This is a genomic window from Rhodoferax potami, assembly GCF_032193805.1.
GTDB lineage: Bacteria > Pseudomonadota > Gammaproteobacteria > Burkholderiales > Burkholderiaceae_C > Allorhodoferax > Allorhodoferax potami_A.
In genome coordinates, this window is record NZ_JAVBIK010000001.1 from 3002557 (window position 1) to 3027290 (window position 24734).

21 protein-coding genes and 1 pseudogene are annotated in these 24734 nt (G+C 59.4%); 13 read left to right on the plus strand and 9 right to left on the minus strand.

The features are described from left to right. Nucleotides 1–148 precede the first annotated feature (148 nt). The 3 genes and pseudogenes from RAE19_RS14445 to RAE19_RS14455 form a co-directional block, all read right to left on the minus strand. Nucleotides 149–532, minus strand: coding sequence for a DUF1304 domain-containing protein (locus tag RAE19_RS14445; protein ID WP_430962542.1), 384 nt, complete (start codon nt 530–532; stop codon nt 149–151). A gap of 275 nt (nt 533–807) precedes the next feature. Then, nucleotides 808–1398 (minus strand): PEP-CTERM sorting domain-containing protein, encoded by a 591-nt coding sequence (locus RAE19_RS14450; protein WP_313875544.1) that lies wholly within the window; start codon nt 1396–1398, stop codon nt 808–810. Nucleotides 1399–1527: 129 nt separating this feature from the next. Continuing rightward, nucleotides 1528–7580 (minus strand): annotated as a pseudogene (locus RAE19_RS14455) (MG2 domain-containing protein). A gap of 209 nt (nt 7581–7789) precedes the next feature. Between RAE19_RS14455 and RAE19_RS14460 the strand changes: the two are divergent. Together RAE19_RS14460 and RAE19_RS14465 are read left to right on the plus strand one after the other, a co-directional pair. After that, nucleotides 7790–8716: a DUF3034 family protein gene (locus RAE19_RS14460; protein WP_313875545.1), complete on the plus strand. Its 927-nt coding sequence runs from the start codon at nt 7790–7792 to the stop codon at nt 8714–8716. Between the two features lie 37 nt (nt 8717–8753). Beyond that, entirely contained in the window at nt 8754–9191 is a 438-nt protein-coding gene (locus RAE19_RS14465) for a group I truncated hemoglobin (protein ID WP_313875546.1), read from the plus strand. A gap of 68 nt (nt 9192–9259) precedes the next feature. Here the strand turns inward: RAE19_RS14465 and RAE19_RS14470 are convergent, their stop codons facing one another. From RAE19_RS14470 to RAE19_RS14485, 4 genes are all read right to left on the minus strand, one after another. Continuing rightward, nucleotides 9260–10255, minus strand: coding sequence for a GGDEF domain-containing protein (locus RAE19_RS14470; protein WP_313875547.1), 996 nt, complete (start codon nt 10253–10255; stop codon nt 9260–9262). Between the two features lie 174 nt (nt 10256–10429). Then, complete coding sequence (locus RAE19_RS14475) at nt 10430–11482, minus strand: sensor domain-containing diguanylate cyclase (protein ID WP_313875548.1); 1053 nt, start codon at nt 11480–11482, stop codon at nt 10430–10432. Nucleotides 11483–11523: 41 nt separating this feature from the next. Next, on the minus strand, nt 11524–12324 hold the full coding sequence (locus RAE19_RS14480) for an anti-sigma factor (RefSeq protein WP_313875549.1): 801 nt from the start codon (nt 12322–12324) through the stop codon (nt 11524–11526). A gap of 9 nt (nt 12325–12333) precedes the next feature. Continuing rightward, nucleotides 12334–12909 carry an RNA polymerase sigma factor gene (locus tag RAE19_RS14485; RefSeq protein ID WP_313875550.1) on the minus strand — a complete coding sequence of 192 codons (576 nt, stop codon included), beginning with the start codon at nt 12907–12909 and terminating at the stop codon, nt 12334–12336. A 209-nt stretch (nt 12910–13118) separates the two neighbouring features. Here RAE19_RS14485 and RAE19_RS14490 point away from each other — a divergent pair, with 209 nt between their 5' ends. The 6 genes from RAE19_RS14490 (at nt 13119) to RAE19_RS14515 (ending at nt 18119) form a co-directional block, all read left to right on the plus strand. Next, the gene (locus RAE19_RS14490; RefSeq protein ID WP_313875551.1) at nt 13119–13712 is read left to right on the plus strand and encodes a ferritin-like domain-containing protein; all 594 of its coding nucleotides are present in this window, start codon (nt 13119–13121) and stop codon (nt 13710–13712) included. A gap of 130 nt (nt 13713–13842) precedes the next feature. Then, nucleotides 13843–14421: a ferritin-like domain-containing protein gene (locus RAE19_RS14495; protein WP_313875552.1), complete on the plus strand. Its 579-nt coding sequence runs from the start codon at nt 13843–13845 to the stop codon at nt 14419–14421. Then, nucleotides 14422–14817 (plus strand): c-type cytochrome, encoded by a 396-nt coding sequence (locus RAE19_RS14500; RefSeq protein ID WP_313875553.1) that lies wholly within the window; start codon nt 14422–14424, stop codon nt 14815–14817. 35 nt (nt 14818–14852) lie between these two features. Next, a complete protein-coding gene (locus RAE19_RS14505; RefSeq protein ID WP_313875554.1) occupies nt 14853–15395 on the plus strand; it encodes a DUF3455 domain-containing protein in 543 nt (180 codons plus the stop codon). Nucleotides 15396–15535: 140 nt separating this feature from the next. Beyond that, complete coding sequence (locus RAE19_RS14510) at nt 15536–17407, plus strand: PAS domain-containing sensor histidine kinase (RefSeq protein ID WP_313875555.1); 1872 nt, start codon at nt 15536–15538, stop codon at nt 17405–17407. Nucleotides 17408–17459: 52 nt separating this feature from the next. Then, nucleotides 17460–18119 carry a DNA-3-methyladenine glycosylase I gene (locus RAE19_RS14515; RefSeq protein ID WP_313875556.1) on the plus strand — a complete coding sequence of 220 codons (660 nt, stop codon included), beginning with the start codon at nt 17460–17462 and terminating at the stop codon, nt 18117–18119. A gap of 67 nt (nt 18120–18186) precedes the next feature. Here the strand turns inward: RAE19_RS14515 and RAE19_RS14520 are convergent, their stop codons facing one another. After that, nucleotides 18187–18783: a helix-turn-helix domain-containing protein gene (locus tag RAE19_RS14520; protein WP_313875557.1), complete on the minus strand. Its 597-nt coding sequence runs from the start codon at nt 18781–18783 to the stop codon at nt 18187–18189. Between the two features lie 73 nt (nt 18784–18856). Between RAE19_RS14520 and RAE19_RS14525 the strand changes: the two genes are divergently transcribed. Together RAE19_RS14525 and nudK are read left to right on the plus strand one after the other, a co-directional pair. After that, nucleotides 18857–19927, plus strand: a complete 1071-nt coding sequence (locus tag RAE19_RS14525) for a threonine aldolase family protein (RefSeq protein WP_313875558.1) — start codon at nt 18857–18859, stop codon at nt 19925–19927. A gap of 43 nt (nt 19928–19970) precedes the next feature. Next, nucleotides 19971–20555, plus strand: a complete 585-nt coding sequence (gene nudK / locus RAE19_RS14530; RefSeq protein WP_313875559.1) for a GDP-mannose pyrophosphatase NudK — start codon at nt 19971–19973, stop codon at nt 20553–20555. 111 nt (nt 20556–20666) lie between these two features. Here the strand turns inward: nudK and argH are convergent, their stop codons facing one another. Beyond that, on the minus strand, nt 20667–22100 hold the full coding sequence (gene argH, locus RAE19_RS14535) for an argininosuccinate lyase (RefSeq protein ID WP_313875560.1): 1434 nt from the start codon (nt 22098–22100) through the stop codon (nt 20667–20669). Nucleotides 22101–22140: 40 nt separating this feature from the next. Between argH and RAE19_RS14540 the strand changes: the two genes are divergently transcribed. The 3 genes from RAE19_RS14540 to RAE19_RS14550 are packed head-to-tail and all read left to right on the plus strand — an operon-like array spanning nt 22141 to nt 24685. Continuing rightward, nucleotides 22141–23178, plus strand: a complete 1038-nt coding sequence (locus RAE19_RS14540; protein WP_430962576.1) for a sensor histidine kinase — start codon at nt 22141–22143, stop codon at nt 23176–23178. Next, entirely contained in the window at nt 23175–23939 is a 765-nt protein-coding gene (locus RAE19_RS14545) for a LytR/AlgR family response regulator transcription factor (RefSeq protein ID WP_313875562.1), read from the plus strand. The genes RAE19_RS14540 and RAE19_RS14545 overlap by 4 nt, the downstream gene beginning before the upstream one ends. Continuing rightward, nucleotides 23936–24685 carry a substrate-binding periplasmic protein gene (locus RAE19_RS14550; protein WP_313875563.1) on the plus strand — a complete coding sequence of 250 codons (750 nt, stop codon included), beginning with the start codon at nt 23936–23938 and terminating at the stop codon, nt 24683–24685. The genes RAE19_RS14545 and RAE19_RS14550 overlap by 4 nt, the downstream gene beginning before the upstream one ends. The last annotated feature ends 49 nt before the right edge of the window (nt 24686–24734 follow it).

Genomic DNA, 24734 nt, shown 5'->3' on the forward strand with positions numbered 1-24734 from the left:
AACGCGAGGGGCTCGCGTTCGACTAAGTTTGCGAATTTAACAATTTTTCAGAGGCTTAGGGGGATTGAATACTGACATTACCCTGCAGTTTGCTCTTTTTGCTTTTCGGCAGAACCGCCGCTCCGCTGAAACACAGCAGCCAAACTGCTCACAGCCAATAGATGGCGGCTAAGCCCAGTACCGCGGGCACGGTCTGGATGTACAAAATCCGAACCATCACCGTCACAGCACCCCACACGCCTGCCACCGCCACACAGGCCAAACCAAATAGGGCAAAAGCCTTGGCAATCGCCGGGTCAGGGTAGACCAGGCCCAGCAACAGGGCAGCGGCCAAAAATCCGTTGTAGCAGCCCTGGTTGGACATGGCCACCTTGCGCGACTCCACCTCAGAGGGCGGAATGGCAAAGACCTTCACCCCCCGGCTCTTGTAGAGCACGGTTTCCAGCAGAAAGATGTACACGTGGATCAGGCAGACCAGCGCGATGAGAGCTTGGGCGACTATGGGCAAAGTAGTTTTCCTTTCATTGAACATTTACAACAGAGTAACTTCCTTTTCTCGCTCCTTGCTGTACCGGACACGGGTATTTCAAAGCTAGATGCTGTAGCGGCGTCAGTAAGGCTGCACACAGCGCAAAACGCGTAGCAGTAGTTGGTATGTTTATCCATCAATAGAAATCCTCGCAAGGCACTGTAAGTGAGCTTGTTTTGGATACATGAGCTCCAGAGAGCAAAGCCAAAGTAGTGCCGTCAATTTTCGCTGGGCGAAAAAAAAGGAACCTAGGTTCCTTTTTTGCTACGGACGGTGAATTAGACCGCGTTCTGCTTGCGTCGCTTAACAATCGACCCAATCAGTCCTATACCAGCCAACAGCATGGCGTAGGTCTCGGGCTCTGGTACGGCGGTTGTGAATGTGAAGTTGTCCATCACCCAATCGCTCCGACCACCGTAGGTTTTAACGTGGACACGATCCACCAGCCCAGAATATCCGCTACCAATCCATTGGGCAGCGTTGCCACTGGTGCCCATTGAACCTACCGGGCTGGACGCTACTAACTGGTTGTTCAGATAAAGGTCGAAGCTGGCAGTTGTATGGCCTCCGAAAAATGCGCCGTTGAACACCGATGCATTGGCAAAAGATACCCCTATTTCATTGGAGTGGGCGAAAGCTACGTTGTCGCCGCTTGCTGCTGGGTAGCTGTATTGAGCGGTATCCCAAACTTGCCAACCGATACTCCAGTTTGAACTGAAATCCCATGTCAGACCGCCATAGTGCTGGGGCATTTGCACTACGCCACCATTCGTTTGTAGATCATCGAAAGTAAGCACAGTTGTGTTAGCACTGGCCAAAGTTGCCGCAAACACCGATGCAGCAACCAAGATTTTTTTGACGTTTAACAAGAGCAGCCTCCTTGATTAATAAGTTGCGAATTTATCTCAGATGGGTGTCAATCCGAATAGTCTATTTAGACTATTCGGATTGGATAAATCGGGGAATTGCTGCATCGACTTGGGGCTGGAACAACCAACTCAGTATTTCACCCCCACCACCTTCACCCGCGCATTCGGCGCCTCCCCAAACATCTCCGGCGCGTACATCGCTTCCACGCGTGAGGGCGGCAGCGAAAACTCCCCTACGTTGTTCAGGCGGATGGTGTATTCCATCTTCACCACACCCTTGGGCAGGTACTCGTAGTAGCTGCGGAAGGATTCGAAGCTGCGTTCCTCAAATGCCGGCCAACCGTCGCCCTCGCGTTTCTCGCCCTGAGTGGCGATCTCGCTATCGCGGCCCAGGCCGCTGCCCAGAATCGTGGCGCCGCCGGGCACGGGGTCGGTGATGGCGACCCAAGTCATATCGGCGCTGGCGTTCACCTCGATGCTGATGCGCAGCACGTCTCCGCGCGTGTAGCTGCCAGCGGGCAGACTCTTGTTGGCTTGTTCCACGGGGGTGATGGTTTTCTTGATCTGATAGCCCGCAAAGAACGGTGCCTTCAACTGCACCGCCGCTACCGACTGCAACGTGAGCCACGGCTTGCCCGCACCCTGGTGGGTCACGTTCAAGGTGTCCTTGACCGCACCTTTCTCGGCAGTTTTGCTCCAGGGCAGGAACATGGTGTTGTTCTTCAGGTTACCCGGAGATGCGGGCGCGCCAAACATCGTGGTCTGGTGTGCAGCGCCGGATGCATCGGTGGTCTTGATGCGTTCCACCTTGCTCCAATCCACGCTCGCAGTGCCCACGCCGCCTGGGGCGTTTTCCAAGCTCTTCATGCTGGCCTTGGTGCTGCCTGCCACCGGCACCGCTTCAAACTTGGCGCTGAATTTTTCCAGGGCCGAGCCGCCCCACAGGTTGGCGGTGGTGGTGTGCCACGCTCCGTTTTGCTGGCGGCTGATGAAGCCGTTGGCCAGGCGGCCCATGTCGTCTTTCCAGGCCGGGTCGTCCAGCACGCTCAAGATCAGGCGCGCGGTGTTCACGTCGCCGTTTTGCATCAGCCACCACCAGTAATCGTCCTTCTCGGTGCTGAAGATCATCTTGGTGCCTTGGTAGCTAATGCGGCTACGCAGAATCTGGTTGGCCTCGGCCAGGCGCTTGTCGCGCTCGGGCACATCGGTCACTCGCTTCAAGATGTTGAGCCAGTCGATCACCGCATGCGTGGGCCACTGGTTGGGCGCAATGGTGATGCTGTTCACCATACGGCCTTGGGCTTTGCCGTAGCGCGACAGGGCTTCGATGGCGGCCAGCTTGCGCATGTCCAGGTCTTTGCGGGGGCTCCAGAACTCGCGCTGGATACGGCCTTCCACAAAGGCGATCAGGCCACGCTCCATGGGCGCGCGGATCTCGTCGCTGAGGGCAAACGCCGGGTCAATGCTTGCAGCCTCATGGGTTGCAGCCAGCAGGTAGGCGGTCAGCGTGTCACTGCCGCGATTGGCCTCTCCATCGCGCGGCGGGAAGTAGTTGGCCAAGCCATCGCTGTCCAGGTAGCTCGGTATTTGCGCGGCCACGCTTTGCCACAGCTTGCCATCGCGCAGGCCCACGCTCTTGCTGGTCTTTTGCTCCAGGCAGGCAAAGGGGTAAAGCGCAAACCAGTCTTTCACGCCGGGCAAACCTTCGGCCAGCTTGGGTTGCAGCGCCATCTTCAGGCCGCCACGGCCGGGCAGAGCATCGGCAGGCGCATTCACGTCCATGGTGAGCGGACCGTCAATCTGTACCAGCGTGGCCTGTTGCACCGTGAGCGGTACGGCAGGCACGATGCGTTGGCGGGCCTTCAGCGCGTCTTTGGCGCCGCTGATGGTGTCCTTGGCCTCTATCTCCCACAGGATGGCCTCGTTGCGGCTCAAGGCGAGCTGTGCGGGAGCAGTCACGTTCCATGCAACCTCACGGGCATCTCCCGCAGGTATATCAATGGTTTGTTGCTCTAAATTTAATAGCGTGGCGCGCGGGGTTACCAGCACCTTCATGGCCTGCTTGGTGGTGTTGCGCAGGGTCAGTTGGGCACGGTACTGGTCGTCCTCACGCACCAGGGGCGGCAGGCCGCTGATGATCTGCAAATCTTGCGTGGCGCGGATGCTGGTGCTGCCGGTGCCAAACAAGCCGGTGGAGGCATCGGCCACCGCAACAATCTTGAAGGTGGTGAGCGCATCGTTGAGCGGCACGGTCACTTGGGCTTGGCCGTTGGCGTCCAGCTTGAGCGCTGGCTTCCAAAGCAGCAGGGTCTCCAACAGTTCACGCGCGCCGCTGTGGCCGCCACCGCCACCGGGCGCCACGGCCTTGCGGCCATAGTGGCGCCGGCCGATGATTTCCATTTGCGCGGTGGATGTTTCCACGCCCCAGCTGCGCCGCTGCAACATGGCATCGAGCAGGTTCCAGCTGCGGTTGGGCATCAGCTCCAGCAGGGCCTGGTCTACCGCGGCCACAGCCACTTCGGCGTTGGCAGCCGGTTGGCCGTTGGGCAGCTTGACGGTGATGGTGACCTGCGCCTTGCCGCGCACGGCGTAGCTTTCCTTGTCGGCCTTGACGCTCACATTCAGTTCATGCGCCTGCGTGCCCACGCGGATTTCGGCAACACCCAAGCGGAAGGCGGGCTTGCTCAAGTCCACCAGTGCAGTGGGCGCCACGTACTCGCGCCCCTCGTACCAGAAGCTGGTCCACCACTCGCGCGGAGCCTTGTAGCCCCAGGTGAAGAAGCTGTACCACGGCACCTCGCGCAGGCGGCCGCGCAACACCAGCGCGCTCACATACACGTTGGGCCCCCAGCCTTCCTGAATCTTCAGGTGGATGGTCGGGTCCTGGCCGTTGAGCTCCACCACCTCGGTGTGAACAATGCCTTCGCGCTCCACGGCTACCAGTGCCGTGGCAAAGCGGAAGGGCAAGCGCACTTGGAAGTTGGCCGTCTCCCCGGCTTGGTAGCTCTTTTTCTCAGGCAGCAGGTCGATGCGGTCGTTGTTGTCGCCACCGAACCAGAGCTCGCCTTGCTTGGTCACATACACGCTGCTGGCGGCCTGGATGCTGTTACCCGAGCCGTCTTTGGCGGTCACCACCAGCTCCACCTGGCCGGCTTCGTTGACCTCGGTTTCGCACAGCAGCAGGCCGCGGGCATCGCTCTTGCCGGAGCAGACGCTGCCCAGTTCTTTGGTGCTGGTTTTGTTGTCGTAGGTGTAGAAGCCACCCACCATGCGCTTGCGGGTGGTGGTGGTGATGCGGGCGGTGGCTTTCACCTCCAGCGCCACCCCGGCTTGCGGTTTGCCGGACAAGTCCAAGGCGAGCGCGCGGAACTTGATCTTTTGTCCGCTGGAGACCCAGCCCTCGGTCTTGATACCGGCAATCACGCTGGCAGGCCATAGAGTCTGGGTGCTGCGGATGGTTTGCACTTCGCCGTTGGGGTCGGAGTAGGTGGCTTCCAGCAGCAGGTCTTGCGGCTGGCGGCTCTTGGGCACATCGGCAATAGTCAGCTTGCCGCCGCCGTTCTTGTCGAGGGTGAGCGGCATTTTGTCGGCGATGACGCGCGCATCCGCGCTAGCGGTGTTTTCTTCTTCGCCGACGTCCGAGCGGGCTTGCTGCCCCACTTGCGGTGGCGAGAAGCTGAATTCGCTGAAGTCCGCAAAGCTCAGGCCTTTGGCCCGCACCAAGGCCGACACGCGCACCGGCAGGTTGACGGCGCCGCCGCCAGACACGTAGTTGATCTGCACATCCACCGGCACTTGGGGGGCGTTGACCAAGGGCTTTTTCTCGGTAGGGGTGACACGGCCTTCGAGCACCGGCAGCCGGAACTCTTCGACCCGGAACTCGCCGGTGTAAAAGTCTTGCCTTTCATTCCCACCGTTGCCACCCGTGAGCTGCACCTGGTAGGCGCCCAGCTTGGCGCCCTGGGGGATAGAGAAGCTGTTTTCTGCACTCAAGCCTCCGGTGGCGGTTTTGCGCCATTCCAGTGGCAGCGCGTATTGCTGGCCGCTGCCCATGTGGGTGATGAGTAGGGTGTGGGGCTTGGCATCCGGCAATCCGAAGCCTTTGCTGGTCTGGGTGCGCAGCACGTGCTTCATGGACACGGTTTCGCCTGCGCGCAGCAAGGTTCGGTCGAAGATGGTGTGGGCGACTTCGTCGGGCAGGGCCTGGCGGCTGGTGGGCACGTTGAAACGCCAAGGCTCAATGCCGCGGTTCCAGTCGCTCCAGGTGAAGGCCAGGTCTTGCACCGTGCCTTTGCCATCGGCTGCAGGCTGGGCGGCGCGGGCGCTCACAAAGTAGGCGCTGCTGTAGTAGCCGTCTTCCCCGTTGCAGCGGGGCGCTTGGGGCGACACGCCATTGAGGGTGGCAATGCCTTGGGCATCGGTCTGGCCACGGGCCACTTCTTGGCCCCGGCAATCGGACACCACCACTTGGGCACCGGACACGGGCTTGCCCTTGTCGAGCGAGGTCACCCAGGCGAGCGCATTCTCGCGGCCCAGCTTGAAATGCACGCCCAGGTTGGTCACTAGTGCGGCGGTGCGGACATACATGGTGCGCCCTTCGCCATAGCGCTCGTCCAGTAGGCTGGTGCCCAGCTTTTGGGAGGCGATCTCCACCACATGGAAGCCGGGGGGAGGGGAATGCCCACCACCTCGAAGGGGCGCGGGTCTTGGCTTTGGGGCTGGGGCAAGTCCAGCGTTTTGGCGCCGGGGCGGCCGTCTAAGAGCGAGAGCATGCGCGTTTGCACATAGTCGCGGTCGTAAGGGGTAGACGGCTTGGGCAGCTTGGCGCCCAGTTCGCGGGCGGCCTGGTTGCGGGAGATATTGGTTTCGTCGTAGCGCAACACCTTGCGGTACCAGGCAATGATGTCGGCGTCCGTCCCCGGCTGGAAGGTGCGCACCGTGCCGGCAGGCGCCTTGGCCCTGGATTTGTCCTGCTCAGCGTTCAGACCCTTGACCTTGAGCGCAGCTTCGACGTTGCGCAAAGTCACCGGCAGCATGGCCACGCCATCGGGCTCGGCAAAGCGCTCCACGATGCCGAAGGGCGAGGCCGCAAACTTGGCCAGCGGCGGCATGGCGGCGGTGGCGGTTTTGAGCGGGAAGCTGTCCGCATTGCGCAGGGTGCGGCCGGACGCGTCTTTGAAATCTTTGGGCAGCGTCAAGGTCAACTGGGCCTGCTCGGGCAGGCCGCCTTCAAAGCGCACGCTGTTGACCACGTTGTCTTCGTCACCGCTGTCTTCCGCGAGTACGGGCTTGAACGTGTTCTTGCCGTCACTCAGGCGAATGGCTTGCAGCAGCTTGGCCGACACCGGCGCATTGAAGCTGAGCTGCAGCGGGCGAATCGGCAGGCAGGCAGCCTGGGCGTTCTCGCGTTCGCAGCTGAAGTTGGCCGCAAAAGGCTCGCGCACCTGGTAGGCAAACTGCCGCTCCACCGTGTTGGGCACGCCGGGGGTGGTGCCGGTGGCCGGCGTGGCCACACCCTTGCCGAACACCACACTCACTTTGGCCGATGACGACAGGCGGCGCGCGCAAGTCATGGTCACATACGACAGCGGGTCAGCTTTGGCGTAGGCAGCCAGCCCTTGGGATTCCAGCAGGGCAGCCCGCTCTTTGCCCTCGAGCAGGCGGATGCTGATCTTTTCGCCCAGGTCGGATGCCTTGCACCACACATTGGCTTTTACGCTCTCCAGCGTGGCGGGGCCATTGAGCTCCAGAATAAAGAATTGTTCTTCATCGATGCGGTTGCCCTGGTAGGGCTGGATGCTGCGCACAAACGGGCCACTGCTATTAAATTTATAGCTGCTCGCGCCCGTAATATCTGCGCCCTTGGGCGATTTGAACCCTGTTTTGACTTGCACCGTGCAGCGCACACCGGGGGGCAGGTCGCGGTCGAAGTCGTAGGCCCACACGCGGTCGTTTACCCAGCGGCCTGTGCCTTTGGTCACTTGGGCGTCACTGCAGCTCAGGGTGAGCGGGGCTTCGGCCTTGGGGTCGCCGAAGTTAACCGCACTCTCGTCAAACTTGGCCACCAGCTGGCGCACCTGCGCCACTTCGCCCTGGGGCGAAAGGCTGACGATTTGCAGTGCCTGGGCGCTCCAGGCAGAGGCCAGCCAGCTGCAGGCCAGCGTCAATTTTTTTATTTTCACGGTGATTCCCTTAATGTGTTGCCAGCGTAGCCGATAACTTTGCTGTCTCGTTGACCACGGTTCCGCTCTCTTGACTTCTCCCTTGTGGGCGTCGCATATTGAAGGCAAATTTTTTTGTAATTAATTGAATCCGGCCGTGCGCCAAGTACGTATCTACATCGAGCAATCTGTTTTGTTTTCACTCCATCACTTTTGAACGGGAGCTGCCCATGAAAATCCGGCTGACCATCATCGCCCTGAGTGCCGCTGCTGCTTGCAGCATGGCTGTTGCAGATACCGGGAAACTGTTACTGACCGGAGGCGTGAGCTCCATTGATGGAGCGGCCGGCGGTGGCTTGACTCCATGGGCCACCATTGGCACCAATGCCACTGCGGGCGAAATGGGGGTATCTGCTCACCTGAGCCGTGCAGTAGTAACCGACTACCAGCTCAACACCATGGGTATCGCGTTCGCGTTCGACGAACGCTTTGAAGTCTCTTTTGCGCAGCAAGAGTTCAATGCCTCTCCAGTTACCGCTTTGAACGGTTTGGGCTTTTCGGTTCAAAACGGCCAACGTATCAAAATGGATGTTCTAGGCCTGAAGGTGAAGGTGGCGGGCGACGCCGTGCTCGACAGTGACACCCTGATGCCCCAGATTGCCTTGGGTGTTGAACAAAAGTCGGTCAATGCCGGCTCCATCACACCGGTCTTGGACTTTTTAGGCGCCAAAACCAGCGGTACGGATTTTTATGTCAGCGCTACCAAGTTGTTTTTAGCCAATAGCTTGCTGGTAAACGGCACTTTGCGTTACACCAATGCCAACCAAAACGGCCTCGTCGGTTTTGGCTCCAAGGCACCAGGAACGAACAGTGCTAGTTGGGTCCCGGAGTTTTCATTGGCTTACTTGGTCAACAAAAAAATTGCGATAGGCGCGGAGTACCGTGCCAAACCCAATAACCTCCGTTCGCTGGGGCAGGCGGCGAATCTGGGCGAAGGATTGCAAGAGGACGCTTGGAAGGACGTGTTTATCGCCTGGGCGCCCAATAAAAACACATCATTGACGTTGGCCTATCTGGACTTGGGACGCATTCTCCCCGGCGTCACCTCCAGCCGCAATCAAAGTGGCTACTACCTCTCGGGCCAATTTGCGTTCTAAGCGGCGACCCTCCATTTCATTCTAGGAAGCTCTCACCATGAAAACACTTGTGATCTCAATCGCATTGGTAGCCGCTAGTTTCAATGCAAGTGCCCAAACCGTTGCTCCCGTCAAAAATGACGCGCTTTATCAAGCCTTGGGCGGCACCGCTGGCTTGAAGTCACTGATGGATGTGTTTGTGGCAGGTTTGAAGGCAGATGCGCGCATTGGCGACCAGTTCAAAGACACCAAATCCTCCTACCTTTCAGAACAGTTGACCAACCAAGTTTGTGTCCTTAGCGGTGGCCCATGCACTTACGACGGCGAAACCATGAAAAACGCACACGCGGGGCTCAAAATTAACAAAGGTCATTTCAATGCCTTGGTCGAAGTGCTGCAGGTTTCCATGGATGCGCGCAACATTCCATTCAGCACACAAAACCAGTTATTGGCCTTACTGGCGCCCATGCATCGGGACGTGATTACCGTGAAGTAAGCCAATTTGCTCCCCGTTAAAAAAGCCGCAATAGCGGCTTTTTTAACGGGTGCACCTGCAGTCCACGGTCAGCGTAGTAATGCTTGATTGCGGCCTTGGTGTTTGGCTGCATAAAGTGCAGCATCGGCACGTGCGATGGTTTCATCACGTTCTTCTCTTGGAATCTGAGCGGTTACTCCGGCGGAGAAAGTCGCTTGAATCGTTGGATTGGACGACCAGTTGACCGGCGTGTTGCACGCGAGGCGCATGCGTTCCAAGATCTTGAGCGCTTCGTCGGGCGTGGTGTCCGGGAGCAGTAGCATGAACTCTTCGCCCCCCCAGCGGGCCAAAACATCGCCTGCCCGCAAGCAGGTACTCAAAATATTAGCAAACAGGCGTAAGGCCTCATCACCCACCTGGTGCCCGTAGCGGTCGTTGATGTGTTTGAAATGATCGATGTCCAGCAGGCAAATACACAGCGTTGTATGACCATCATGCCGGCGCTGTAGCTCATAGTCCCACAGTTCGTAAAAATGCCTGCGGTTGGGTAAGCCAGTGAGTTCGTCCCGGGTGGCCAGTTCGTGCACTTTGCCCAAAGCCAGCCCGAGAGCATCTTTTTGGTGTCTCAGTTTGATGCGAAGCGCACTCAATTGGGCCGCTAGCTTGGCAATAGCCGGCAGCACCAAGGCAGGCAGCAGAAAGTGGAATAACTCTATCCTGGGCTCAAAAATATGCGGCGCTTGCCAGGTGCATAAGCCGATGCCGATTCCCAGACTAAATACCGATAACCAGCCAAGTTGCCAGCAACGGGCCGGCGGTAGTATGAAGGCACCAAAAACCAGTACTAAGGCCATGATCATGGGCATCAAGCCCCGCGCGGAAGGGTTGATCGCATAAGCCAAGGTTAGGACCACAATGGCAAACACCATTTGCATCAGTGTGAGTGCCGGGTCTTTGAAGCCTTTGGTGCGTCCGGTGCGAATGGCTAAATAAATGCCGCACTGCCCGACAATGATGAGCACTGCCAGCATAGACGCCTGCACCCAGGAGGCGAGCCCCATCCACACTGCCAAGGCTTCCAGCAACAGGCACACCATAAACACTGCCGCAGCTCCCAGCGTACGCGCGAGACGGATACGGAGCTTCGGGTCTGTGCCCAACAAAAGGCAGCTCAGAGAGCTCTGTGACGGAATGCCGTCTGTACTTGGTGGGATCTGGCTCTGCGTTGGCATGGCTGGGCCCCGGTGGTTAGGCAGTGTTTAGTCCTGCTTTGGCACTTGTTGAGTGTCTAAATCGTTGCGTATGCAATTCCGGCCGGAGTGTTTGGCCAGGTACACCGCGCGGTCTGCTTCCATGATGGACTCTGTCAGTGGCCGATGAGGCATTACGGCCGCCACTCCGACCGAAATGGTGACTGACAGGGGCTCACGGTTCGCTTCCACGGCGACGCGCAATTTTTCAGCCACGATCATGGCTTTTTCGCGGCTGGTGTGCGCCAGACACACCACGAACTCCTCCCCGCCCCAACGGATCAGGTCATCGTCTTTGCGCAGCGTGTTACGCATCAATTGGGCAGTTTTTTGAAGGACAACATCACCGACCGCATGGCCGTAGGTATCGTTGACGTGTTTGAAATGGTCAATATCAATCAGCATCACAAACGAGGTAGGGTCGTTGTCGGATTGACGCTCCATTCGCCGCTCAATGCCCGGCATGGCATGCCGGTTCATGGCCCCGGTCAATGAGTCTGTGAACACGGTGGTCTTGAGTGTCTTTACCTCTGCCGAGGAGCTCATTACCGAAGAAAACAATTTGCCAAGGGCTTTGAACAGCCCAACGTCCATGTCTTCAAAGTAGTGAGGTGTCCCGGTGTACACCACGAATAAGCCCACTTCCTTGCCATCAGGAGATGACAGGGGAACTGCCAGAGAGTTGACGATTCCGTATACGGTGGCTGCCTCTCGCCACGGGGGGAACGGGGAATCCGCCTCAATCACAAACGATTTGATTTGCTGGCCGCGTAGCACAGAGAAGGCTGGCCCCTGTTCGGTCAAAGGGGTGCGCACGACCTTCAGGTCTTTGGCGAAGTTGTGAGCCACCCCGGCGTAAACCTGCGGAAAAACGAGCAATGAGTCCGGATGACCGAACCATGTCCATGCCAACAAAATGTGCTCGCTGGCTTGGCACAGGGTTTCACAAAACGCGGCAACCACAGACAACTCGCCACCGGATTGGATCAAATCTGCCGCACTGGAAATGATGGCTTCCGCGATGGCGGAGCGTTCTGCAGATACATCTAAAGTCCGGCTCATGGAAAGAAATCCTGTTCGCAGTTGCCTCGTTTTGAATGACCTTACAGCATTTTTTGAATCAATGCACCTTTAAAAAGCACCGGACCGGTCGGGCCGCCTTCACCCGGGACGCCACCTTTGGGCTCCAAGCTGATGGCCAGGGTGGGCACGTCCCGCACATCGTTCTCGCCGGCAGTCAAGCGCAGCAATTTTTCTCCGCCCAACACACCCAGCGATTTCGGTCCACTGCCGGGCGGCAAGGCCCAGAGTTGCAGAGACTTGTCTCCCGCCTCTTGGAAGCCACCAACCCGTTGCAGGGTCAATTTTTTGCTTTTCGGGTCAAAAGTTACCAGCATCGACGCGGCAGCTTGGTTGTCCGCGAGCACCGCCACGTATTCGATCTGCGGAGTCGCTTGCAGCTGGGTTTGCAGTTTGGCAATCTCGCTGCCCATGTCCTGGCGCAGGTTGACGCCCACTGCAATGGCCGCCACCGTGGCAAACGCGCTGGCCGCACTGATGCCACGCCAGACGGTAAGACTGCGCAGCCAGCCTGTGAACGGCACCGGCTTATCGTTGGCTTCGGCAGTTGCCGCCGCGGTGCGACGGGCATAGAGCTGGGCTTGCTCGCGGTCAGCCTTGACGAGGTTGTCAATGCGCGTCCAGACGGCAGAGTCGGGTTGCACGCTGGGTTGCAATTCGTTGATGCTGGCAAAACGGCTTTGCCAGATCAGGGCAGCAGCGCGCACCGGCGCTTGTTCGCGGGCCATGGCCTCAAAGCGGCGGCGTGCACCGCCACGCAGAGTGCCTAAGGCGTAGCTGGAGGCCAGTCGCTCCAGCAGTTCAGGGTGTTGATGAATTTTCATGGGGTGCCTTCAGGCAAAACGGGCCATGCACGCGCGGAGCTGGTCGAGCCCGCGGCGTATCCATGTTTTAACGGTTCCCAGCGGCAGCTGCAGCTGGGTGGCAAGCTCGGAGTGACTCATGTCGCGGATGTAAGCGAGGTTGACCACTTCCCGTTGCTTGTTGTCGAGGCGACTCAGGCACTGATTCAATGCCCACGCCTGCTCACTGGCGAGTGCGGTGTCCATGGGGGTGGGGCCTTCACCGTCGAGGGTGTCGGCCAGCACATCGTCAATTTCCTGGGTGAGGTGAGAGCGCTCCGCAGCGCGCCGGCGCAAAAAGTCCAGCGCACGGCTGCGGACGATCAGTCCCATCCAGGCCATGGGCGGGCTCAGGCTGGCTGAATACCCGGGGGCAGATTTCCAGATATTCAAGAAAGCCTCCTGCAGCACGTCTTCGGCGAATTCGCGCTGGGTGACCACGCGCAGTGCCAAGCCGTAGAGCTTGCCGGCGCATTCGTCATACAGGGCCTTGAGGGCTTGGGCGTCCTGCTGGGCGATGCGTTCCAGCAGACCGATGAGCATGGTGTCGTGGTTATCAGCATTCATTCCTCCATTGTCAGCTAGAACTCGTTGCGGTTTGTGGCACCCATGCAGATGAGCACCTGTAACCAGTACGCACTAACCCTGAATCCGGATTCACGAAAGTTTTTTTAAAAAAGTTGAATCCGATCCATCAGGGCGGCGCGTATTCGACTCGAGAGCTAGAAATTCTGGTCTCACTGGATTGCACAACCATCAACCGAAAGGAATCCGACATGACTTCCATTATTCAAACTGTGAACGCGACTTCTATTGCATCCCGCCGTGGTTTCCTGGGCCGCACCGGCACCCTGTCCGCAGTAGCGGTGGCTATGTTGGCCGGCAAAGAATCTTTGGCGCAAGGTATGGGCGGCGACACCTCCAAGGACGTGAGCATCCTGAACGTGGCCTTGGGTCTGGAGCACGAAGCCATCAACGCTTACCAACTGGGCGCTGGCAGCGGCTTGCTGCAAAAGCCGGTGTTGGACGTGGCGGTGCGTTTCCAAGCGGACCACAAAGCCCACCGTGACGCACTGATTGCCACCATCCAAAAGCTGGGCGGCACACCGGTGATGGAAAAGAAACTCGACGAATATGCCAAAGCCCTGAAGGCAGACACCCTGCGCAACCAAGGCGACGTGCTCGACCTGGCAGCCCGCTTGGAGCTGGGCGCGATCAACGCGTACCTTGGCGTGATCCCCGCGTTTGGTAACAAGGATCTGGCCAAAGTGGCAGGCCGCTTGGCTGCTGACGAGACCATGCACTACATCTTGTTGAACAACGCCATGGGCCGTCCGCTACCTGCCGGTGCTTTGTCCTTCGGTGCCTGATTTGTCCCCAGTAATTTGCAATTTCGATAAATAAGTATCAATTTGCAAAGTTATTGATTTGTTGTTTAAAACGGTTAAGGTTCTGGTGGGGGCAATGATTGCACCCCACCTTCATTCAAGGAGTTCTCCAATGACAAACGTGATTCAATCTTCCGCATCCCGCCGTGGTTTCCTGGGCCGCACCGGCACACTGTCCGCAGTAGCGGTGGCTATGTTGGCCGGCAAAGAATCTTTGGCGCAAGGTATGGGTGGCGACACCTCCAAGGACGTGAGCATCCTGAACGTGGCTCTGGGTCTGGAGCACGAAGCCATCAACGCCTATCAACTCGGCGCTGGCAGCGGCTTGCTGCAAAAGCCGGTGCTGGACGTGGCAGTGCGTTTCCAAGCGGACCACAAAGCCCATCGTGACGCACTGATTGCCACCATCCAAAAGCTGGGCGGCACACCGGTGATGGAAAAGAAGCTCGACGAATACGCCAAAGCCCTGAAGGCAGACACCCTGCGCAACCAAGGCGACGTGCTCGACCTGGCAGCCCGCTTGGAGCTGGGCGCGATCAACGCTTACCTGGGCGTGATCCCCGCGTTTGGCAACAAGGATCTGGCCAAAGTGGCAGGCCGCTTGGCTGCTGACGAGACCATGCACTACATCTTGCTGAACAACGCCATGGGCCGTCCGCTGCCTGCCGGTGCTTTGTCCTTCGGTGCCTAAATGAAAGCGCGCACCCTCTCGATGTGGTGCGCCTTGGCGTGGGCCTTTGCTGGGCCTGCGCTGGCGCAGTCCCAAGCAATGGTCCCGTCGGTAAGCCGTGGGCAACAGTTGGTTGAGAGCCGTTGCTTCGGTTGCCATAGTGTGGATTCCAATCGCATTGGTCCCGCATTGGGTGGTGTGGTGGGCCGAAAAGCCGGCAAGGCCGAAGGCCACGACTATTCAAAAGCCCTTGCTGCAGCCACCCATACCTGGACGGTTGCGGGCCTCAAAGCATGGTTAACGGACCCCGAAAAGGTCGTTCCCGGTCAAGAGATGAACTATCGCTTAGACCTTGCGCAGGACAGGGAGGATGTGGTCGCCTACCTCGCCACATTGTCCAAACCCACCCGTCCCTGATTTTTTAAAACGTTTCATCTGTCACAGGAGTTTTTATGCAAACACGTACCGCTCTCTCCCTGATTGCCTTGGCTGCACTCACCGCTTGCGCCACCCAGCCAATGCGCGCACCCTTTAACCAGGCAGACCTGCCTGCTGCGGTGCAAGTGCCCGCCGGCAACAAAGTGGCCCTGGAGCACGCTGCTGCTGGCGACGTGAAATACCAGTGCAGTGCCAAAAAAGACATGGCCGGCCAGTATGAGTGGGTGTTTGTGGGGCCTGATGCCGGTCTGAAAGATCGCAGCGGCAAAATTGTCGGCAAGTACTACGGCCCACCCGCCACCTGGGAAGCCAACGACGGCTCCAAAGTGACAGCTACTCAAGTGGCGGTGTCACCGAATGGCACAGGCAACCTGCCATTGCAACTGACCAAAGCCAACCCAGCCACCGGCATGGGAATGATGCAAGGCGTGACCTTCATCCAGCGCGTAGCCACTGTGGGCGGCGCCGCCCCAAGCGCTGCATGCTCCAAGGCCAACGAAGGAGCAAGCCAGCTGGTGCGCTACACCGCTGACTACATCTACTACAAGGCAATGTAAGTAAGTTGCTATCAAAATAAGAGCTGCTAGCGCATATATGTAGTGCGCTAGCGGCTCTTTTTATGCCTGAAAAGAAGGGGCTTGTGTATGTGGAGTTGCCGGGTTTAAGCTGAGGTTTGGCGAACCTAGACATGCACATCATGCGTTTACCCACCTCACTTCTCAAGCCGAATGTGACGCTGGCCGGCAGCGAGCTGAGCATGTTGTTCAGCCGGCTCTTGCGCACAACGACGGCTGCCAGTGTCTTGTACCTGCTGGTGAGCCCTTTGCTCGGCAGCCACATCAACACATTGATTGCGCCGGCGCTGATCTCTATCGCTGGTCTGGTGTGCATGGGTTTGCAGTCCCGGGGCCGGTTCAAGACAGCCATCGCCATGTATGCGTGGATGCTCTGGAGCGTCGTGGCCCTGCAGTCCGCCATTCGCGGCGGGGCACTCAACCCGATACTCAATGTTGATTTGATCGTGATCCTGGTGGCCGGCTGGTTACTTGGCTTGCGCCACGCGCTCCAGTTGGCAATAGCCACGGTGCTGTGGCTCATTGCGCTCCCGGTGCTGCAAGAGGCCGGCTGGATTCACCCGGAGCCTGCGACCAATCCTTGGGGCATTTTGTTGGCGCAGGTGGTCATATTGACCGGCGGCTTTTTGGCTTTCCGGTTGGTGTTGGGCGCATACCAACAGCATGTTCAGAATGCGCAGACGCTCAATGCATCGCTCGCGGAGAAGCTGGACGATCTGTCCCGCAAGGAGGCCGCATTGCGCGAAAGCGAGCAGCGGGTCAGCCAAATCTTGCAGGCCAGTCCGCTGCCCATGTTGGTGAGCGAGTTTGAGCGAGGCACCTGCCTCGAGATCAACCCGGCGTGGGAGCGCTCGTTCGAGCGGTCCCGCAAGGATGTGATCGGCCGCACCGCAGTAGAACTCGGGATGTGGCGAGACGAATCTTTACGGCGCGTGTTCAAACAACAGTTTGCTGATACGGGCCGGGTGGAGGGGTTCGAGGTTCGCCACGACTTGCCCGGTGGTGGGGTGCGGACTTTGCTACTTTCGTCCGAGCGTTTTTCGTACGGTGGGCAGTCGTGTGTGCTCACCATTTCTGTAGACGTTACCGAGCGCAAGCGGCTCGAGCAAGCGCTGATGGATCTGAATGCCAACCTCGAGCAACGTGTGTCAGAGCGCACCCGTGCTCTGGACGAGGCGAATCAGCATCTCACCCAGACCATGGCGAATTTGCAACGCGCCCAGGACGAGCTCATCAGTATCGAGAAGCTGGCTTCTCTGGGGAGTTTGGTGGCCGGCGTTGCGCATGAGCTCAACACACCCATCGGTAACGCGCTGATGACCATTAGTACGCTGCAAGAAAAGAGTGAACGTGCCAGCCGCGAGGTGATGGCCGGCAGTTTGAAAAAATCTGCGTTTCAAGAATTTATGCACAGTTTGGTGGAGGGCACCACACTCTCGCGCCGCTCTTTGGAGCGCGCGGTGAATCTCATTGGCAGCTTCAAGCAGGTCGCGGTGGACCAGGAGTCTGAGCGCCGGCGCACCTTTGATGTCCGCGAGACGGTAAACGAGGTGGTCGACATGCTCAGACCCAGTATGAAATTTCAGCGGCATCAGCTTTCCGTGGAGATACCGGAAGGTTTGCTGGTGGAGAGCTTTCCTGGTCCCTTGGGGCAAGTTGTCATGAATCTGGTCAGCAATGCCATGGTCCACGGTCTGGCAGATCGCGACGATGGTGCAGTGCAGGTGAGTGCCGCAAGCGCGCCAGATCACAAGTTTTTTGTGTTGACGGTGCAAGACAACGGGTGCGGCATACCGCCAGAGAATTTAGACCGTGTGTTTGATCCGTTTTTCACCACACGCTTGGGGCAGGGCGGATCAGGCCTGGGCTTGTCCGTCAGCCACCGCATCGTGACCCGCATTTTGGGTGGCCGCATCAAAGTGAGCTCGACGCTGGGTGGAGGATGTGCCTTCGAAATGACCCTGCCCAAGGTGGCTCCGCAGGTGGTGTATTAAGCCGCTATACTGGTCAAAAAAACAGTATCTCAGCGCACCTAGCGGAGGCCCTATGCTCAACGACACTGCCGCGCCCAACGGGCTTTTTACCGACGATGGCCACACCGCACGTTGCGTCTGGTGCCGTAGCACGGCCGAATACCAGCGCTACCACGACCAGGAGTGGGGCTTTCCGGTCCACAGCGACACGCGCTTGTTTGAGAAGATTTGCCTGGAAGGTTTTCAGGCGGGCCTGAGCTGGCTCACCATCCTGAACAAGCGCGAGTCCTTTCGCACCGCCTTTGCAGGTTTTGACATGGACAAGGTCGCCTTGTTCGATGAGGCCGATGAAAAGCGCCTGTTGCTGGACGCCGGCATCGTGCGCCACCGCGGCAAGATTGCTTCCACCATCAACAACGCCAAAAAGGCCCAGGAGCTGCGAGCCGAGTTCGGCAGCTTGGCAGCCTACTTCTGGAGCTATGAGCCGGCCAGTGGCAGTCGCCCGGCCACCATTACCCAGCAAACGCTCAGCGGCATGACGACCTCGCCGGAGTCGATTGCGCTGTCCAAAGACTTGCGCAAGCGCGGCTGGAGCTTTGTGGGGCCCACCACCATGTATGCCTTTATGCAGGCCATGGGCTTGGTGAACGACCACCTGGAAGGCTGCCACGCTCGCGAAAGTGCTTTGAAGGCACGGGCGGCATTTGTGCGGCCCACCCGAAAGATGGGTTGAATTGCTATATTTTTGATAGCTGCTTGCGCATATTCAACGGGGGCCAGAGCCCATATTTATATAGAAATCAGCCCAAGTGCTCCACCACCAGCACCGCTTTGGCCATGCCTTTGCCGGTGTTGCTAATGGCGTGCTGCACGTCGACCGCGTAGCGCGCGCTGTCGCCGGCCTTGAGCACCTTGCTGCTGTCGGCGGCCTGCACCGTGAGGCTGCCGCTGAGCACCGAGAGGTGTTCTTTCGCGCCCGCCTCGTGCGGCTCGGAGGCCAGCACGCCGCCGGGCTCCACGGCCAGCTCGTACCACTCCACCCGACCCGCCAAGGCGATCGGCCCCAGGATGCGCAGGGTGCACTTGCCGTCCGGGCTGGTGGTGACAGGGATGGTGTGGGCCGGTACCAGCTCCACCGTGGGCGTGGCCTTGTCGGCAGTGGTGTTGCCCAGCAGGTCAGTGAGGCTGATGCCCAGCGCCGTGGCCAGGCGCCACAGTACGCCCACCGTCGGGTTGGCCTGGTTGCGCTCCACCTCGGAGAGCATGGACTTGGACACCCCCGCACGTTTGGAGAGCTCGTCCAGCGACAGCTGTTGCGCCTTGCGGGCATCTTGCAGTTTGGAGCCTACGGCCGGGGGGCCGTCGATCAAGGGAGTAGGGTGGGGGACTTGCGCCATGTTGGTGTTGGTCGGTAAAATGGATTTTTGTTCGATATACCGGAAATATCCGCTAAAATGATATTACACCGCCATGACCACTTTGCCTACCTCCGTGACCACCGTTTCCCCTGGCCACTATTTACAGTTCGCCAGCGACAACACCTCCGGCATCTGCCCCGAGGCCATGCAGGCGTTCATGGCGGCCAACTCGGGCTTTGCAGCGTCTTATGGCAATGACGACGCCACACGCTTGGCCTGCGACCGCATCCGCGAAGTCTTTGAGGCGGACGCTGAAGTATTTTTTGTGTTCAATGGCACAGCGGCCAACTCAATCGCGCTGGCGTCTTTGTGCCAGTCCTACCAGGCCGTCATTTGCAGCGACACCGCCCACGTGGAGACCGATGAGTGCGGCGCGCCCGAGTTTTTCTCCAATGGTTCCAAGCTGCTCTCCGCCCCGCACCGCCACGGCAAGCTCACCTCGGCCGGCGTGCTGGAAGTCATCACCCGCCGCACCGATGTGCACTACCCGCGGCCCAAGGTGCTCACGCTCACCCAGTCCACCGAGATGGGATCGGTCTACCAGAAGGGCGAAATCAGCGGTATCAGCCGCATCGCGCAAGAGCACGGCCTGAAGGTGCACATGGACGGTGCCCGTTTTGCCAACGCAGTGGCCGCACTCAAGGTGGCGCCGGCCGACATCACCTGGCGCGCCGGTGTGGATGTGCTGTGCTTTGGCGGCACCAAAATGGGCCTGCCGATTGGCGAGGCGATTGTGTTTTTTGACCGCAAGTTGGGCGAAGAGTTTTCTTACCGCTGCAAGCAGGCCGGGCAGCTGGCCTCCAAGATGCGTTACCTGTCCGCCCCCTGGCTGGCCATGCTGACCGATGGCACCTGGCTGCGCCACGCCGCCCACGCCAACGCCATGGCGCACCGCCTCTCAGAGCGCATAGCCGGCATCGCCGGTGCCGAGTTGCTACTGCCCACCGAGGTGAACGGCGTGTTCGTTAACCTGCCCGAACCCGCGATTGCCCGCCTCAAGGCCCTGGGCTGGACCTTCTACACCTTCATCGGAGGTGGTGCCCGCTTTATGTGCTCTTGGGCTACCACTGAGGAAGCTGTCGATCATCTGGCGGACGATTTGGAGCGGGTGTTGGCGGGCTGACACCGGTGATATGGTGTTGCACTAACACTATGGGAGCCTCGCTATGCAAAACAACGTGCGCGTGATTGAAGAAAAGGTGCTATCCAACAACTGGTACCTGTTGAAGACCACGACTTTTGACCTCTTGCGCCGAGACGGCACTTGGCAGCGCCAGCAGCGCGAGACCTATGACCGGGGCAATGGCGCCACCATCCTGCTCTACAACCGAGCGAAGCAAACCATCATCCTGACCCGGCAGTTCCGGTTTCCCACGTTTGTGAATGGTTCGCCGGATGGCATGTTGGTGGAGGCATGTGCGGGCCTGCTGGACCAGGATGATCCGGTCACCTGCATCCGCCGCGAGGCCGAGGAGGAAACCGGCTACCAGATCAACGATGTTCGCAAGGTGTTTGAGGCCTACATGAGCCCCGGCTCGGTGACCGAGCGTCTGTACTTCTTTGTGGGTGAGTATGCGGACAGCGACAAGGTGTCTGAGGGCGGCGGGCATCACCACGAAGGTGAAGACATTGAGGTGCTGGAGCTCGGGCTGGACGAGGCCTTGGCGCAGGTGGCCGCGGGCACGATCTGCGATGGCAAGACCATCATGCTCCTGCAATACGCCAAGCTGCATGGCCTGCTGGCGTCCTGAATATCAGACGCAGCGCTGACTGCTAAATTCCCCCTGACGGCCAGAGCAGGGGGAACTCGTTACCCACGTACAGCGTGAGTCGCTGGCAACTTGCGCTAATCGTTAGCGGACTTAGTCCAAACGGCTACGATGCCGCGCCACTTGCGCCCGGACCTGCGCCGGTGCGGTACCGCCCAGGATGTTGCGGGCGTTGAGCGAGCCACGCAGGCTCAGGCACTCGTACACATCTTTCTCAATGCTGGCGTGGAAGCCTTGCAGCACTTCGAGTGGCAGCTCCGACAGATCACAGGCGTGCGACTGGGCCGCCTTCACGGCGTGGGCCACCGTCTCGTGCGCATCGCGGAAAGGCAGGCCCTTCTTCACCAAATAGTCAGCCAAGTCAGTGGCGGTGGCATAGCCCTTGAGGGCGGCGCGCTCCATGGCTTCTGCGTTCACGCTGATGCCACCTTCTTTTTTGCCGGTCGCTGCGTTCACCTGTCCGCCAATCATCTCAGAGAAGATACGCAGCGTGTCCTTCAGGGTGTCTACCGTGTCGAACAGCGGCTCTTTGTCTTCCTGGTTGTCCTTGTTGTAGGCCAGGGGTTGGCCCTTCATCAGGGTGATCAGGCCCATGAGGTGGCCGACCACGCGGCCGGTTTTGCCGCGTGCCAGCTCGGGCACGTCGGGGTTTTTCTTCTGCGGCATGATCGACGAGCCGGTGGTGAAGCGGTCGGCAATTTTGATGAAGCCAAAGTTCTGGCTCATCCAGATGATGAGCTCTTCGCTCATGCGGCTGATGTGCACCATGGTCAGGCTGGCGGCGCTGGTGAATTCGATGGCGAAGTCGCGGTCACTCACAGCGTCCAGGCTGTTCTGGCACACGCCGTCCATAGCCAGTGTCTTGGCCACACGCTCGCGGTCCAGCGGGTAGCTGGTGCCGGCCAAAGCAGCGGAGCCCAAAGGCAGGCGGTTGGTGCGGCGGCGCACTTCGCTAAAGCGCTCAGCATCGCGGCTGAACATTTCCACATAGGCCAGCATGTGGTGGCCAAAGCTCACCGGCTGGGCCACTTGCAGGTGGGTGAAGCCGGGCAAGATGACTTCGGCATTGGCTTCGGCCACATCCACCAGCGACTTTTGCAGGTCTACCAGCAGCTCGCCGATCAGGTCAATTTCGCTGCGCAGCCAAAGGCGCACGTCGGTGGCGACCTGGTCGTTGCGGCTGCGGCCGGTGTGCAGGCGTTTGCCGGCGTCGCCCACCAGTTGGGTCAGGCGCGCTTCGATGTTGAGGTGCACGTCTTCCAGGTCCAGCTTCCATTCAAAGGCGCCGGATTCGATTTCGCCCCAGATTTGCGCCATGCCTTTTTGGATAGAGGCATGGTCGTCGGCGCTGATGATGCCTTGCGCGGCCAGCATTTCGGCGTGCGCCAGGCTACCGGTGATGTCGGCCTGCCAGAGGCGCTTGTCGAAAAACACGCTGGAGGTGTAGCGCTTGACCAGGTCGCTCATGGGCTCGGAAAACAGCGCGGACCACGCTTGGGACTTTTTATCGAATTGGTTTTGTGACATGGAAAGCGCTTTTCAGGAATGGAGTCAAAATCCGGTGGACATGAACGACAACCAAATATTATCGACGTTCCACGAACTCACCCCAGCGGTGCCGGCTGCGCAGCCTGCGCCGGTGTTGGTGTTTGACGCCTGCCACATCGGTGTGGTGCTGCGTGCGGTGTTGTTTGTGGAAGTGTCGCTCGCGGTGGTCTGTATGTATGGCGCGACCAGCCTGTGGGATTGGGTGGCTCGCGTAGCGCTGGTCACCGGCGCCGCACTGCCGGGCACCTTGGCATGGTTGCTATCAGCCTGTATTGCCAAGCGCTGGTTGGGTGCCATGCCCCGGGCAGCGCAGTACGCATTGGCCATTACGCTAGGTGGTGTGGCCGGTTTGTATGGCTGCGGGCTGCTGGCCTTGACGGGCCTGCTGGAGAGTCCGCCTTGGGTGTCCAGCCTGTTCTCCGGGGCCGTGTTGTCCAGCTTGCTAGTGGCGGCACTGGTGATGCGCGCCAAAGGCCGCACCCCGGCCGATACCGCAGCTCGCTTGGCGGAGCTGCAGTCGCGCATCCGCCCGCATTTTTTGTTTAACACCCTCAATAGCGCGATCGCGCTGGTGCGCGCCGAGCCTGCCAAGGCCGAAGCCTTGTTGGAAGACCTGAGTGACCTGTTCCGACATGCGCTCAAAGACCCGAGCAGCTCGGTCACTTTGGGCGAAGAGTTGGCGCTGGCACAGCGCTACCTTGCCATTGAGCAAGTCCGGTTTGGGGAGCGCCTGCGGGTGCAATGGGAGTTGGACCCGCGGGCAGATCGCGCCCAATTGCCGCCGCTGATTTTGCAACCGCTGGTGGAAAATGCGGTCTGCCACGGCGTGGAGCCGAGCCCTGTGGGCGCGGATATCAAAATATCGACCCGTTGCAAGGGGTCGGTGGTGGTGATCAAGGTCACCAATTCGGTGCCCGCCGGGCAGGGCGCGCGCGGCCATGGCCTGGCACTGAACAATGTGCAGGAGCGCCTGGCTTTGTTGCATGATGTGCAGGGCCAGTTTAAAAGCGGCCTGATAAACGGGGTGTACCAAGTGCGTATGGAGGTGCCTTTATGACTGCAATGCAGCCTGACAACCCTCTGAGGATCATGCTGGTGGATGACGAGCCTTTGGCGCGGGCGCGTTTGCGAACGCTGCTGGGCGACTGCAACGATCCGGCGGTTCACGTGGCAGCAGAGGCACCCAATGCAGAAGTTGCAGCACCCTTGCTGCGCGAACACCCAGTGGATGTGGTGCTGCTGGACATCCGCATGCCGGGTGACAGTGGCTTGAAACTGGCCAGCACCTTGCGCAGCTTGCAAAGCCCCCCGGCGATCGTGTTTGTGACCGCCCATGCCGAACACGCGGTAGCCGCCTTTGACCTTGAAGCGGTGGATTACCTGACCAAGCCGGTTCGCCTGGAGCGCCTGCAGCTGGCGCTACAAAAAGCAGAGCGATACGTGCAGGCGAATAGAGGGCTGCAGGCCAATTTGGCTACTGAAGAGGTACTGGTGATTCAGGAGCGCAACCGCACTGAGCGGGTGCCTCTGTCGCGGGTGCTGTATTTCAAGGCTGAGCTCAAGTACATCACGGTGCGCACCGCTAACCGAAGCTACATCCTGGACGGGGCGCTCAACGACCTTGAAGAGAAGTTTGGTCAACAATTTATCCGCATCCACCGCAATGCCTTGGTCGCCCGCAAAATGGTGCGGTCCTTGGAGAAGCACTTTGATGCCGAAGAGGGCGAAGGTTGGGCGGTGCGGTTGCAGGGGCTAGATGAGCTGCTGTCCGTATCGCGCCGGCAATTGTCGACCGTCAGAGGGGTGCTTTCTCAATGAGTCTTCGTCGTGCTTTGGTGTTGGGATCGTTGGGCAGTGCTCTGCTGCCGCTTGCCTATGCGAAACAAGGAGCGATCAAAGTACAGATTGGGGCTGAAGACGATTGGCGCCCCTACGCCTACACCTTGTCGGGCAAGCCAATGGGCTTTTCAGTGGAGCTGGTGCAGGCGGCGTGGGCGGCGGCCGGCGTCGAGGTGGAGTTGGTGGCCCTGCCGTATGCCCGCTGTATGCGCGAGGTCGAGGCGGGCAAGCTCCCCGCGTGTTTCAACACCCTGCGTGATTCGCGCACCGAAGACAAATACCTCTGGCACCGCCACCCCTTGTTTCGCGCCCGGATCGGGATTTACGGTCGCGCAGACGGCCCATCAGAGCCGGTGAACCTGCAAAGCCTTAAGGGAAAGCGCATCGGTGTCACCAATGGCTATGACTACGGCAGCGCCTTTGATGATGACCCTGCCATGGTGCGCGATGTGGCCAACTCGGACCTCACCTCGTTGCGCAAGCTGGTTGCCGGGCGGGTGGACTATGCCTTGGTATATGACCGGGTGGCCAACGAAATCGCGGTGAATAACCAAGCGCTGGGCCAGCAGTTCCGCTTGCGCGGAACGCTGCTGGAAACGGGGCTGTACCTGTCTTTCTCCAAGCGTTTCGATGGCGCTGCGGCGCTGGTGCAAAAGTTCGATGCCGGTCTGGAGACGATTCGCAAAAACGGGGAATACGCGCGCATTGAAGCCCGCTGGCGTTAGTCGATGCGCCACCCCATAAAAAAAGGGCCCGAGGGCCCTTTTTGCTTTT

Coding starts and splice junctions, on each gene's coding strand:
- RAE19_RS14445 (WP_430962542.1), bottom strand. CDS start 532: ATGTTCAATGAAAGGAAAACTACTTTGCCCATAGTCGCCCAAGCTCTC.
- RAE19_RS14460 (WP_313875545.1), top strand. CDS start 7,790: ATGAAAATCCGGCTGACCATCATCGCCCTGAGTGCCGCTGCTGCTTGC.
- RAE19_RS14465 (WP_313875546.1), top strand. CDS start 8,754: ATGAAAACACTTGTGATCTCAATCGCATTGGTAGCCGCTAGTTTCAAT.
- RAE19_RS14475 (WP_313875548.1), bottom strand. CDS start 11,482: ATGAGCCGGACTTTAGATGTATCTGCAGAACGCTCCGCCATCGCGGAA.
- RAE19_RS14480 (WP_313875549.1), bottom strand. CDS start 12,324: ATGAAAATTCATCAACACCCTGAACTGCTGGAGCGACTGGCCTCCAGC.
- RAE19_RS14485 (WP_313875550.1), bottom strand. CDS start 12,909: ATGAATGCTGATAACCACGACACCATGCTCATCGGTCTGCTGGAACGC.
- RAE19_RS14490 (WP_313875551.1), top strand. CDS start 13,119: ATGACTTCCATTATTCAAACTGTGAACGCGACTTCTATTGCATCCCGC.
- RAE19_RS14495 (WP_313875552.1), top strand. CDS start 13,843: ATGACAAACGTGATTCAATCTTCCGCATCCCGCCGTGGTTTCCTGGGC.
- RAE19_RS14500 (WP_313875553.1), top strand. CDS start 14,422: ATGAAAGCGCGCACCCTCTCGATGTGGTGCGCCTTGGCGTGGGCCTTT.
- RAE19_RS14505 (WP_313875554.1), top strand. CDS start 14,853: ATGCAAACACGTACCGCTCTCTCCCTGATTGCCTTGGCTGCACTCACC.
- RAE19_RS14510 (WP_313875555.1), top strand. CDS start 15,536: ATGCGTTTACCCACCTCACTTCTCAAGCCGAATGTGACGCTGGCCGGC.
- RAE19_RS14515 (WP_313875556.1), top strand. CDS start 17,460: ATGCTCAACGACACTGCCGCGCCCAACGGGCTTTTTACCGACGATGGC.
- RAE19_RS14520 (WP_313875557.1), bottom strand. CDS start 18,783: ATGGCGCAAGTCCCCCACCCTACTCCCTTGATCGACGGCCCCCCGGCC.
- RAE19_RS14525 (WP_313875558.1), top strand. CDS start 18,857: ATGACCACTTTGCCTACCTCCGTGACCACCGTTTCCCCTGGCCACTAT.
- nudK (WP_313875559.1), top strand. CDS start 19,971: ATGCAAAACAACGTGCGCGTGATTGAAGAAAAGGTGCTATCCAACAAC.
- argH (WP_313875560.1), bottom strand. CDS start 22,100: ATGTCACAAAACCAATTCGATAAAAAGTCCCAAGCGTGGTCCGCGCTG.
- RAE19_RS14540 (WP_430962576.1), top strand. CDS start 22,141: ATGAACGACAACCAAATATTATCGACGTTCCACGAACTCACCCCAGCG.
- RAE19_RS14545 (WP_313875562.1), top strand. CDS start 23,175: ATGACTGCAATGCAGCCTGACAACCCTCTGAGGATCATGCTGGTGGAT.
- RAE19_RS14550 (WP_313875563.1), top strand. CDS start 23,936: ATGAGTCTTCGTCGTGCTTTGGTGTTGGGATCGTTGGGCAGTGCTCTG.